Origin of the sequence: Streptomyces sp. NEAU-YJ-81, from assembly GCF_017592595.1 — a bacterium.
Lineage (GTDB): Bacteria > Actinomycetota > Actinomycetes > Streptomycetales > Streptomycetaceae > Streptomyces > Streptomyces hygroscopicus_B.
In genome coordinates this window covers 1,005,537-1,017,656 of record NZ_JAGFNO010000001.1, presented here as the reverse complement: position 1 = coordinate 1,017,656, position 12,120 = coordinate 1,005,537, and the positions used below count along the sequence as shown (strand labels likewise).

General features: G+C 74.2%; 9 protein-coding genes. 5 read left to right on the top strand and 4 right to left on the bottom strand.

Going from position 1 to position 12,120, the window contains the following annotated elements; genetic code table 11:
• Positions 1-272 precede the first annotated feature (272 nt).
• Positions 273-3,794 carry a sacsin N-terminal ATP-binding-like domain-containing protein gene (locus tag J5X86_RS04450; RefSeq protein ID WP_208515668.1) on the bottom strand — a complete coding sequence of 1,174 codons (3,522 nt, stop codon included), beginning with the start codon at positions 3,792-3,794 and terminating at the stop codon, positions 273-275.
• A 941-nt stretch (positions 3,795-4,735) separates the two neighbouring features.
• Positions 4,736-5,641, bottom strand: coding sequence for a DUF3027 domain-containing protein (locus tag J5X86_RS04445; protein ID WP_208515667.1), 906 nt, complete (start codon positions 5,639-5,641; stop codon positions 4,736-4,738).
• 433 nt (positions 5,642-6,074) lie between these two features.
• On the opposite strand from J5X86_RS04445, the gene J5X86_RS04440 reads away from it, so the two are divergent.
• The 4 genes from J5X86_RS04440 to J5X86_RS04425 all read left to right on the top strand — a co-directional run bounded on the left by J5X86_RS04440 (position 6,075) and on the right by J5X86_RS04425 (position 10,164).
• On the top strand, positions 6,075-7,547 hold the full coding sequence (locus J5X86_RS04440) for an MFS transporter (RefSeq protein WP_208515443.1): 1,473 nt from the start codon (positions 6,075-6,077) through the stop codon (positions 7,545-7,547).
• Positions 7,548-7,823: 276 nt separating this feature from the next.
• Positions 7,824-8,330, top strand: a complete 507-nt coding sequence (locus J5X86_RS04435; protein WP_208515442.1) for a hypothetical protein — start codon at positions 7,824-7,826, stop codon at positions 8,328-8,330.
• A gap of 152 nt (positions 8,331-8,482) precedes the next feature.
• Positions 8,483-9,301, top strand: coding sequence for a futalosine hydrolase (gene mqnB, locus J5X86_RS04430; RefSeq protein ID WP_208515441.1), 819 nt, complete (start codon positions 8,483-8,485; stop codon positions 9,299-9,301).
• Positions 9,298-10,164 (top strand): 1,4-dihydroxy-6-naphthoate synthase, encoded by an 867-nt coding sequence (locus tag J5X86_RS04425; RefSeq protein ID WP_107439087.1) that lies wholly within the window; start codon positions 9,298-9,300, stop codon positions 10,162-10,164. Before mqnB ends, J5X86_RS04425 begins: the two co-directional genes overlap by 4 nt.
• Before the next feature lie 230 nt (positions 10,165-10,394).
• On the opposite strand, the gene J5X86_RS51895 is transcribed toward J5X86_RS04425, so the two are convergent.
• Entirely contained in the window at positions 10,395-10,778 is a 384-nt protein-coding gene (locus tag J5X86_RS51895) for a cold-shock protein (protein ID WP_208515440.1), read from the bottom strand.
• 168 nt (positions 10,779-10,946) lie between these two features.
• Here J5X86_RS51895 and J5X86_RS04415 point away from each other — a divergent pair, with 168 nt between their 5' ends.
• Entirely contained in the window at positions 10,947-11,252 is a 306-nt protein-coding gene (locus J5X86_RS04415; protein WP_208515439.1) for a hypothetical protein, read from the top strand.
• A 114-nt stretch (positions 11,253-11,366) separates the two neighbouring features.
• Here the strand turns inward: J5X86_RS04415 and J5X86_RS04410 are convergent, their stop codons facing one another.
• On the bottom strand, positions 11,367-12,059 hold the full coding sequence (locus J5X86_RS04410; protein ID WP_208515438.1) for an HAD family hydrolase: 693 nt from the start codon (positions 12,057-12,059) through the stop codon (positions 11,367-11,369).
• Positions 12,060-12,120: the final 61 nt, after the last annotated feature.

Sequence of the window (12,120 nt, the reverse complement as noted above, 5' to 3'; positions counted from 1 at the left end):
GGCAAGACCTGACCGGGCGGGCAAGACCTGACCGGGGGCGCAGAAGCCCTGCCCCCGGGGCGCAGGCCCTGACCGGGGCGCAAGACGTGACCCGAGGCGCAAGCGCCGCCCCGGGCAAGACCTGACCCGGGGCGCAAGCCCTCACCGGGCGTAGGCCCCGCCTCGGGGCACGAGCCCCACCCCAAGGCAGAAGCCCCGCCCCGGGCAGCCCCGGTCCGTCCGTCGTCGAACAGCCCCGGGCATCCGTCAGCCGGACAGCCCCCGGGCGTCCCTCAGTCGAACCAGCGGGCCCGCGCCAGCTCCTCCGTACGGGTCAAGTCCTCCAGCAGGGCCGCCACCTCGAACCGGCGGGACCAGTGGCCGGCGGCCCAGGCCAGACCGGCCGCGACGCCCTCGACCGTCGAGGCGTGCAGGGTGCCGTCCACGTACCGCCAGTCCAGCTCGTCCTCGCCCTCGATCAGCAGCTCTTCATGCTCGATGTACGACAGCGGGGCGCCCGGGAGGAGTTCGCGGACCGCCTCGGGCACCTCGTGCGGATCGCCCTGTGAGGTCACCCGCGCCGGGTACGCCTCGCTCAGCCGCCGCACCTGGAACAGCTCCGCCAGCTCCGCCGCCCGGGTGGGCCGTACGGGCAGCAGCGCCCGGCCGTCCGCCTCGGCCAGCGGCATCAGGTCCGGGGCGTCCGCGACCAGTGCCTCGCCCGCCTCGACCACCGTCGGCTCGCCGTCCACGATGGCGCGTACGTCGTCGGGCAGGGTCACCTGCTCGGGTTCCAGGTCGGCCAACTGCCCGTAGATGGCGTGCAGCTGGGCGGGGGTCACCTCGCGGTCCGGGTCGGCGAGGCGGGCCAGCAGCTCGGCGGCGCCCCCCGGTTCGTCCAGCAGCACGGCGACGGAGGTCCGTACCCCCAGCGCCCGCAGCACCTGCTCGTCCTCGAACCCGGCCGCGTCCACCGCCTCGTACAGCCCCGCCAGCAGCGGATCGCCCCCGGCCGCGCGCAGCCCGGCGGGGCGGCGGCCGTCCAGCACCGGATTGCCGCGCAGCCACCACGCGGTGTACGAGCGCACCGTCTCCGTCGTGCCGTCCGGCAGCAGCACCCGCACCGGCGCGGTGAGCGCGTCGCGCAGCGGCGGCTGGGCGAGCATGGCGAGCGCCCGCGGCCAGGCGTCGTCGTCGACCAGGTCCAGGTCCCGTACGGCCACGATCTCGGTGGCCACCGGCGGCACCGGCGTCTGCGGCAGCCGGTCCAGCACGTCCTCGCACCACACGTCGACGGCGTCCAGCACGCCGACGTCGTCCGGCTCGGTGAAGTCGCCTTCGCGCGGCTCCAGTTCATCCGGGTCCAGCACCACATCGGTGGCCCTGACCAGCGTGAAGACCGCCAGCACACCGACCGCGGCCAGCGGCTGCTCACCCCAGCGCTCGGCCAGCTCGGCGTCGCACGCGGCCAGTTCGCCCTCCCGCATCACCTGCTCGAAGGCGCTGCCGGGAAGGACCAGTTCACCCGCCGGGGCCAGCTCCCCGTCCTCGTCCGGCAGCGCGAGCGCGGCCAGCCAGGGCTCGTCGCCGGGCGCCAGCCGGGCCTGCTGGACCAGGCCGAGGACGGTGTCGGCCAGCGTGTCGGCGTCCAGCGCCGCGCCGAGGGCCTCGCCCTCCTCCGCGAACGGGTCGTACTCGTCCTCCGCCTCCAGCGAATGCGCGACGGCGGCCCGCACCTGCGGGGTCGTCAGCACGGCGCGGGGGGTGGCGGGGGTCGCGCCGAGCTTCTCCAGGAGTGGATGGGCGGCGTCCGGATGTGCAACTTTCAGGCCGAGGCGGGCGAGGGTGCGATGCGTAGCGCCGACCGCGCCGCCGCGCTCGGGGGCCTCCGTGGTCCCGGTGATCCCGGCGGACTCGGCGGTTCCGGCCATCCCGGCGGACTCGGCGGCCCAGGCGGCCCCGGGTGACTCCGCGGCCCCGGCGATTCCGATGCTGTCCAGGTCGCCGTCTGCCTCGCCCGGCAGCGGCAGCAGCACCTGCCGGGGCCCGATCGTCGTCCGGCCGTCCGCCAGCGGCACCGGCAGCCCGCTGAGCCGGTCCGGGTCGATTCCGCCCAGCGAGTCGTACAGCCGCCGCCACCAGGCCGGGGCGCGCTCCACGCCCGCGAGCCGGTCGATGAGCTCGCCCAGCGGCACTCGGGCCACGCCCAGCACCCGCAGCTCCGAACGGCGCTCCAGCCCCGCGGGCAGCAGCGTCGGGAACAGCTCGGCCAGCACCTCCACCGTCTCCGCGCCCGCGCCCTCGACGACCTCGGCGTCCCGGGGCCGCAGCGCGTGCGGCTCGCCCTCGAAGCCGCCGCGCGCCAGCACGTCGTCGTCCCAGTCGGCCGGGGAGTCGGCCGCCGCCACCGGCGGGGCGGCCGCAACGGCCGCGTCGCCCGCCGCGGGGCCGCCCTGGGCGGCGTCCGGGCCGAGCGCGTCCGGCGACCCGAGCCAGCCCTCCACGGCCTCGGTGCCCGCGCCCACCGCCGGTGCGGCGGCGCTGGGCAGGAAGGGCACCCTCGGCAGCCGCTCCAGCACCCTGCGGCGCAGCTCCCCGTCCAGCTCGCCCCGGCCGAGCTGGCCCGGGACCAGGTCGATCGTGCCGACCGAGACCGGATGCCAGTCGCGCAGCAGCGTCGCGTACGACTCGGCCGCGCGGTCCAGCAGGAAGTCCGTAAGCGGGCCGGGGGCGGTGTGGCGGCGGGTGGGCTCCAGCGGGAAGGACGCGATCAGCAGCGCCGGCATGCCCAGCGGCTCATCGGTCGGCGTCGGGGCGTGGACGACCGGGGCGGTCGCGGACCGCATCGGCGCGCCCTCCGCATCCACCGGAACCGCCCAGGTCACCGACCACACCGGGCGCAGCCGCTCCTCCACCGGGCGGTCGGCGAGCAGCTCCGGCTCCAGCCGCCCGCCGGCGCTCTCGGTGCGCCAGCGCGTCGTACCGCGGGCGCGGCTGCCCTCGCGGCTGTCCTCGCCGGTGTCCTCTCGGCTGCCCTCGCCGGTGTCCTCGATGACGGTGTACGGGCCCTCCTGGCGGCGGCGCAGCGTCCGGGTGCCCTCGACGGTCTCCACCACGACCTCGGCCAGGCCGGGGAGGGTGAGCAGCAGCGCGTCGTCGATCCCGGCCAGCAGCCGCTCGGCCACGTCCAGGGCGGCGCCGTCGCGCAGCGGCAGCACCACGACGGTGTCGTAGCCGGCCGGGGCGATCCCCTCGGCGGGCAGCGGCAGCCGCAGCAGCGGTACGTGGCCGTCGCGGCGGCGCAGCTCCTCGGCGAGGCCGGGGCTGGTGGCGGTGGCGTGCTGGGTCAGCTCCCGCGCCTCGGCCAGCGACCAGCGCACCCCGCCGGTGCGGCCCACGACCGCGGGCTCGTCACTCACCGCGAGCACCGCCGCGAAGCCGACGCCGAACCGCCCGACCGCGCTCTCCGGCTCGTCCCGCTTGGCCGACGCCCGCAGGGTGGACAGCGACTCGACCCCGACCGCGTCCAGCGGCGCCCCGGTGTTGGCGGCGGCCAGCACGGCGGGCTCGCCATCGATGGCCGGCCGCAGGGTCAGCCGCAGCCGTCCGGGCACCCCGGCGCGGGCGGCGGCGTCCGCCGCGTTCTGGGCCATCTCGACGACCAGCCGGTCGCGATGGCCGCCCAGCGCCAGATCCTCCTCGGCGTTGGCGTCCTCCCGGAACCGGGCGGGCGACGCGGCCCAGGCGTCCAGCACGCCGCGCCGCAGCCGCGCGGTCCCGAACGGGTCCGCGTCCTCGGTCGCGCCTCGCACCATCGCCGTGCTGCTCACGTCTCGCCTCCGGAGTTCCTGGTCGGGGTCCGTCCTGCGCCGCGGCTCCACACCGCCGAGTCCCCCGCGGTGCGGCTCGCCCCACCGCGCTCGTCGTTCCCTCGCGTGTCGCCCTTGCTAGCCGCGAACGTACCGCTATCCGCGCCCAAACGACGCCTCGGGCTCCAGACAACCGGATTCCCCGCCTCAGCCCCGGGGCTGCCCGCCTCCCAGGTCTTCTTCCCCGCCTCGCCCCGAGCCCCTCGGCCCCCGGGGCGTCCGGCCCCCCGCTCAGCCCTCCGCCCAACTCGGCCATGCTTCCACCGGCAGGCCGCCCCGCAGGGGCAGAAACCGGTGCGGCTGGGCTCGCCGTTGGACCTGACGACGGGCGGCTGCGGGCAGATCGGACGCATGGACCGGGCCGGGCACGGCCGGACCGTGTCGCACAGGGCCCCCGCCGGGCGCGCGTCGCACAGGGCCGCCCGCCGGGCGCGCGTCGCACAGGCCCGCGTCGCACAGGCCCGCGCCGCACAGACCGCTTCGTGCCGCGCCGCCCTGCACAGGCCCGCCCGCCCGGGCGCGCGTCGCACAGGGCCGCCCGCCGGACGCGCGTCGCACAGGCCCGCCTCGCACAGGCCCGCGCCGCACAGGCCCACGCCGCACAGACCGCTTCGTGCCGCGCCGCCCTGCACAGGCCCGCCCGCCCGGGCGCGTGGGGCTCCCGGCCGCACCTGCCCACACGTCGCCGGACGAGTCCGGGAGGCGCGTGTCCGGGCAGCGGCGGACAGCAGCCGTCACGGGCACCCCACTGGGCGGCAGCAGCGGGGTCCGCAGCCGCCATCGCGGCGACGGCGCGCCCGCCAGGCGGACCACCCGGTCGGGCCTGAGGCGAGTCTCAGCGATGGGCTGGCTACGGCGCGCCCGCCAGGGCGCCCCGGCAGACCGCCTCAGCTGTGGCCCAGTTCCTCCGGCGGGGTGTCCGCCTCGACGGAGCCGCTCGCGCGGTCCGGGTGGAGGGGGAGCGGTTCGACAACGGTCTCGTCGACCACGGGCGCGGACGGGCGCGGGGGCTTGGGCATGACGGCCGCCTCGGAGTGGGCTCCGCAGCCGTACGAGAGGGAGACGACGCGGCCGTCCGCCGGGCTGAACTCGTTCGCGCACACCCCGAACGCCTGTCCCAGCGAGCCGCCGAGGGGCATCAGGAAGCCGCAGGTCGCGCACGTGCCGGGGGCCGCCTGGGCCATGGGGGTCTGGGCGCCGTACGCGTCGTCCCAGCGGTCGGCCGCGACGTGGAGGCCGTAGCGGGACAGCACCCGGGCGCGCCGCATGCCCAGCTCCTCGGCGATGGCCGCGATCGAGCCGGTCTTGGGCGCGGCGGTCTGGGTGACGGGGGCGCCGGCCGTCACATCGGCCTCCTCCACCGCCGCGAGCTGCTGCATCTCCTCCGAGACCACGGAGTTGGGCGGCGGGATGTCCTCGCCCGTGTAGCCCGGCTCCAGGCGCAGGTCCTCGGCCTCGGTGGGGAGCAGATCGCCCGGCCCCATGTCGCCGGGGCGCAGCCGCTCGCTCCAGGGCACCCACTCCGGCGCGAGCAGCGCGTCGGGGCCGGGGAGCAGTACCGTCTCGTCCAGGGTGACGGCCTTCGCGCGGGAGGCGCGGGTCACGGTGACCGCCCAGCGCCAGCCGCGATAGCCGGGATCGGGGCTCTCGAAGAGATGCGTGACCACGCGGTCGCCCTCGGCGACAGCGCCCATATACTCGCCGACCTTCCCCGGAAAGGCGGCTTCCATGGCCGCCTCGCGGGCGAGTTCGACCGCCTCGGCGCACAGGCGGTCGGGGGTACGGCTTCGCATCGCACTCACAGGATCGATTCTCTCTTCCACGCCGTCGCAGCCGTCTGACCTGGTGCGCCAGCCGTACGGCCGGAACGCGGGACGGCGGACGGAGCGGACCATGGGGCCGCGTCGACGTCCGCGCCCATCCGGCCTTCGGGCGCACCTTGTACGTCCCATTCTGCGGGATGGCTACTCGGCACGCGGCCAGGAACGACCCTCGGTGGCGCGGTTACGCACGCTACCTTGTCCGGCCGCGCAGCCCCTACCCCCGTCCCATGCCTGTCCCATACCCGTCCTCGGCCGCCGTGCCGTCCACCCGCTGCCCGCCCGCCCCCGGGAAACCGCATTTCCGCTGGACAGCGGGGTGTTGCCGATCCCCGCCGACGGCGCCGCCATCCGGAAAGCCGTCGAAGGTCTGACGCCGGGGCCGCGTTGGCTGCACCATGGTCAGGTGGCAGGCAAGGGGTGGTACAGCGGCGGTTCGACCAGGCGGTCGGGCCGCTGGGTCGCCCATGCGCTCCGTCTGCCCTTCGCGCTCCGTCTCCCCTTCACCGCGGCCGGGCGGGGCATCCGCCGGGCCACCCATGCCCATGGGGCCGGGGAGTCGGGGCTCGGCAAGCTGATCGAGCTGCACGCGGTGAACTCCGCGGGCGACATGCTGATCACCGTCGCGCTCGCCTCCACGATCTTCTTCTCGGTCCCGACCGACGAGGCCCGCGGCCGGGTCGCGCTCTACCTGGTCATCACCATGGCGCCATTCGCGCTACTCGCCCCCGTCATCGGCCCGCTCCTGGACCGCCTTCCGCACGGCCGCCGCGCGGCCATGGCGGGCGCGATGCTGACCCGTACGGTGCTCGCGCTGACGATGGCGGGCGCGGTGGCGGGCGGCGGCCTCGAGCTGTATCCGGCGGCGCTGGGCGTGCTGGTGGCGTCCAAGGCGTACGGAGTCGTCCGTTCCGCCGTCGTGCCACGGCTGCTCCCACCCCACTTCTCCCTGGTCAAGGCCAACTCACGGGTCACGCTTGCCGGGCTGCTCGCGACCGGCGTGGCAGCCCCGCTGGGGGCCGGGCTGCATCAGATCGGCCCGAGCTGGCCGCTGTACGGGGCGTCCGTGATCTTTATGCTGGGCGGGTTCCTGTCGTTCACCCTCCCCCACAAGGTGGACTCCGCGAAGGGCGAGGCCAGGGCGCAGCTGACCTCGGGACAGCGCCATCTGCATCTACCGGTGACGGTGACGGTGCGTAAACCCAAGGCCAGGGTCGGCGGGTCCAGGACCGCCTTCTGGACCAACTTTTGGAGCACCCTTCGCGGGAGCCGTTCCGGGCGGCTCGGCCTCCGTACGGTCGGCCCCTCCGTACTGCACGCCCTCCAGGCGTGCGCCGCGCTGAAGACCCTGTCCGGATTCCTCACCCTCTTCCTCGCCTTCCTCCTCCGCGACCAGCCCGTGGGCGGGCTCGGCCCCGAGGTCTCGCTCGGCCTGGCCGCCGTCTGCGCGGGCGGCGGCAACGCGCTGGGCACCGCGATCGGCGCCTGGCTGCGGGCGCGCGGCCCGGAGCGGATCATCGCGGTGGTGCTGAGCTCGGCCCTGGCCGTGATCATCGTGTCGGCGGCCTTCTACGGCGCGGTGACAGTCGCCGCCGTGGCTGCCACGGCCGGCATCTCCCAGGCGCTGGGCAAGCTGTCGCTGGACGCGCTGATCCAGCGCGACGTCCCGGAGGAGGTCCGCACCTCCGCGTTCTCCCGCTCCGAGACGACGCTCCAGATGGCATGGGTCCTCGGCGGCGCCATCGGCATCGTGCTGCCGCTCCACGGGGTGCTGGGGATGGCGGTCGCCGCGGCGGTGCTCGCGCTGGGCGTGGCGCTGAGCGTCCGCGGGCTGCTGAGCGCCTCCCGGCAGGGGGCGCCGTATCCACGGGTGGCTTGAGCGGCGCGTGGGCGGGGGCCTGTGTCCGCGTGCGCGGGTGGCCTGATTCGCGTGCACCGGCGGCTGGGCTGAATTGCGTGCACGGCGACTGGGCCGGCTCGCGTCTGCGGCTGGGCTGAATTGCGTGCACGACGCTGGGCTGGCTCGCGTCTACGGCTGGCCTGAATTGCGTGTACGACCGCTGGGCCGGCTCGCGTCTACGGCCGGCCTGACCCGCCTCCACGGCTCGCCTGACCCGCGCGCGAAGTGATCGGGGCGGCCCGATAGCCTGCCCGCATGACCGCTGCGCTGTTTTCCAGGGGCAAGGGCCGCCGCGCCGCCACCGCCGCCTGTGCTGTGTCCCTCGGGCTCGTCGCCCTCTCCGCATGCGACAAGCCGACCCCGCTGGCAACGGTGACGGTCGGTTCGGACACCGTGACGGCCGAGGCGAGCGACGGCTGCTACGGCGACGGCAAGGACCTGAGCTCGGAGAAGTTCAAGGCGTGCCTTTCCGCCAAGCCCGAAAAGACGATCAAGGTGACCTCCGGAGACAAGGTGCGGATCGGGGTGGACCCCGAGATCGCCAAGTCCAGCTGGGGCCTGATCGCCAACAACCCGGTCATGGCCGAGGCGAGCAAGGAGACGTACCGCAGCTTCGACAGCGACACGCTCTTCGCCCAGCAGAACCCGCAGACGGGCCAGACCACGCTCGAGAAGAAGGTCACGATCACGATCGCCGAGCTCGGCAAGAGCAGCCAGGGCGTCAAGGGCATCTGGCGCTTCACGCTGGAGCGGGACTCCTGACAGGATTCCTGACGTACGGGACTCCGTAGGACGCAGCGCCGCCCTACGGGGCCTGGCCGCACTGGGAAAACTGGGCACGTCGAGAGAACCCGACGCACCAGGAGAACCAGCCCCAGGAGAACCAGCCACGCCGTGACAAGGGGGAACCGTCCATGCGCGTACTGATCGTCACGGCCGTGTCCGCCGAACGGGACGCCGTGGTGCGGGGCATCGGCGCCACGGCCCCCGAGGTGGCCGAACTCCCCGTCCCCGGCGGGATGATCCACCGGCTGAGCCCGGTGCCGCCCACCGGGCCGCCGCTCACCGTGGATGTCCTGGCCGCCGGGGTCGGCCCAGCGGCAGCGGCGGCCGGAGCCGCTGCCGCCCTGACCGCGGCCGCGGTCGCCCGTACCCCCTACGACCTCGCCGTATCGGCCGGTATCGGCGGCGGCTTCACCACCGAGCGCCCCGACGCCACCGCGCACCCCGAAGCCACCGAGCGCCCCGGCACCGCGCGGCCTGCCGCCACCGCGCGCCTCGGCTCCATCGTCGTCGCCGACGCGATCGTCGCCGCCGACCTGGGCGCCGAGACCCCCGACGGCTTCGCCGCCGTCACCGACCTGGGCTTCGGAACCGTCGAACACCTCCCGCCCGCCCCGCTCGTCGCCGCCGTCGCCGAGGCGACGGACGCCGTGCGCGGCACCGTGCTCACCGTGTCGACCGTGACCGGCAGCGCCGAACGGGCCGCCGAGCTGCTGCGCCGTCATCCGCACGCCGCCGCCGAGGCCATGGAGGGCTTCGGCGTGGCGGAGGCCGCCGCGGCCCAGTCCGTGCCCGCTCTGGAGGTACGGGCGATCTCCAACGCCGTCGGGCCGCGCGACCGGGCGGCCTGGCGGATCGGGGAGGCGCTCGAGGCGCTCACAAGCGCCTTCGGAACCATCGCCCCCCTCCTCGGCACCTGGACCTTGGACCCGGAAGGAACCCGGCAGTGACTGAGCCCCTGAAGATCGCCTACTCCCCCTGCCCCAACGACACCTTCGTCTTCCACGCCTGGGCCCACGGGCGCGTCCCCGGCGCGCCCGCACTCGATGTCACCTTCGCCGACATCGACATCACCAACGGGATGGCGGAGCGCGGTGAGTTCGATGTGCTGAAGGTGTCCTACGCCGTACTGCCGTGGGTGCTGGACGACTACGCGCTGCTGCCCTGCGGCGGGGCGCTCGGGCGCGGCTGCGGTCCGCTGGTGCTCACGCGGCAGCCCGGGGAGGGGCAGCAGTTCACCGGCAAGGACCTGGCGGGGAAGACGGTCGCGGTGCCGAGCGAGCGTTCGACCGCGTATCTGCTCTTCCGGCTGTGGGCCGCCGCCGAGGTACCGGGCGGGGTCGGCGAGATCAAGGTGCTGCCGTTCCACGCGATCATGCCCGCGGTGCGGGACGGCGAGGTCGACGCCGGGCTCGTCATCCACGAAGCCCGGTTCACCTATCAGAATTACGGGCTGCACTGCCTGGCTGACATGGGCGAGCACTGGGAGCAGACCACCGGCCTGCCGATCCCGCTCGGCGCGATCATCGCCAAGCGCTCACTGGGCGACGAGCGGCTGCGGGAACTCGCCGACGCCGCCCGGACGTCGGTGCGGATGGCCTGGGACGACCCGGAGGCGTCGCGGACGTATGTCCTGGAGCACGCCCAGGAGATGGACCCGGCCGTCGCCGATCAGCACATCGGGCTGTACGTGAACGAGTTCACCGCCGACCTGGGCGAGAACGGCTACGCCGCGGTGCGCGGGCTGCTGACCCGCGCGGCGGCCGAGGGGCTGGTGCCGCCCCTCGGCCCCGGGGCGCTGGACGCGGTCTGACGTTCCGCCGGATTCCGGCGCTCTGATGGATTCAGGCGCTCCGGCGGATTCGGATTCCGGCACTCCGATGAGTTCCGGCGCTCCGATGGATTCCGGCTGATGGATACCCGTGCGGCTCCGCCCAGCGGGTATCCGTCCGCCTCCGCCTGACGGGGTGTCGTACGTGCCGGGCCGATCAGATCGGCCGATCAGTCGGCCTATCAGGTCAGCGAGCAGGTCAGGCGATCAGGTCATACGTCGAGCTGGTCGGCCACCGCTCGCAGCATGCCCGCGATCTTGTGGCCGTGTGCCTTGTCCGGGTAGCGGCCGCGCTCCAACTGCTGCGTCACGTTTTCCAGCAGGGTGGTCAGATCCTGGACGATCGACGCCAGCTCATCCGGCTTGCGCCGCTGGGCAGCCGCCACGGAAGGGGTCGGGTCGAGAACGGTGACGGACAATGCCTGGTCTCCGCGGTTTCCGGCCACCACGCCGAATTCCACGCGCTGCCCCGGCTTTAGTAGGTCGACGCCTTCCGGGAGCACCGACGAGTGAACGAAGACGTCGCCACCGTCATCGCGGGAGAGAAAGCCAAAGCCCTTCTCACTGTTGAACCACTTGACCTTGCCGGTAGGCACGTCTGTCTCGTCCTCGTCGCTCGTCGGAAAACACGGAAAAACGGCTCTCGATAGCACTACAGCGGGTCGTAAGACCCGCCACCACCAAGGCTAATGGTCCCGAGCCTGGTGACAAGACGTACCCGGGTGGTTCCTATGCGCGCTCTGGCACGGATCTACCCTGGTGCGGTGAGTAATGAAACCCCGCACCATGGCGGCTCCCCCAGCTACCCCCGGGAGGCACCCCTTCCCGGCGACCGGCTCATCCGGTCCGGCGTCATCGTCTTCGCCATCGGAGCGGTGGCCACGCTCGTCACCGTCGCACCGCTTTTCCTCGGCGCGGATCCGCTGCCGTCGGTGGCGTACTTCATGTGCATGCTGATGGGGGTCGGCTTCGCCCTCGCCGCCGCGGGGCTGTTGCGCTCCATCGCGGCGCAGCGGCGGCAGGCCGCGGCCGCCCACGTGCCGCCGTCGACCGTACCGCCAAACGGGTGAACCAGCCCCGGGGTCTGTTCAGCCCCGGATCTGCGTCAGCGAGCCGATCAGCCTGCTGTGCGACCGCTTACCTGCCGTGCGACCGCCTAGGCGTGCCCACCTATACGTGACCGCCTACGCCTGACCGCCTATGTGACCCGCCAGCCAGGCCGGGAACGCCGTCAGATCGTCCAGGACGACATCCGCGCCGGCCGCCAGCAGCTCGTCCGCCGGGCAGGGCCCGGTGGCGACCGCCACGGACAGCGCACCGGCCGTACGAGCGCCCCGTACGTCACCCGTGTGGTCCCCCACGTACACCGTCGCCCCGTACTCCCGCAGCGCCTCCGCCTTGGCCTCGGCCCACAGCCAGCCGATGACCGCGTCCGCCTCGATGCCCAGGTGGCTCAGATGCAGCTTGGCGTTGGGCTCGTGCTTCGCGGTGACGACGATGGCGCGGCCCCCGGCCCGCCGCACGGCCTCGATCGCCTCACGGGCCCCGGTCATGGCCGGGGTGGGCCCGATCGCGTACTCCGGGTAGAGCTCGCGGTAGAGCTCGCCCATCTCCTCGACGCGCTCGTCGGGGAACCAGTGCACCAGCTCCTGCTCCAGCGGCGGGCCGAGCCGGGTGATGGCGAGGTCGGAGTCGATGTAGGTGCCGGTCCGGGCCGAGAGCGCCTCGTACGCAGCCCTGATGCCCGGCCGGGAGTCGATGAGGGTCATGTCGAGGTCGAAGCCGACGGTCACCGTGTGTGACCCGGCGTCCGCGGCGAAGCCCGGGTCGGTGGTGGGGGCGGGGGACGGAGCGGAGTACGAAGACATGCCCGCCATTGTGCCTCGACCCACCCCATAGACTTAGCCTCGCCTAACTTCGTAGCCGACGAGCGAGACG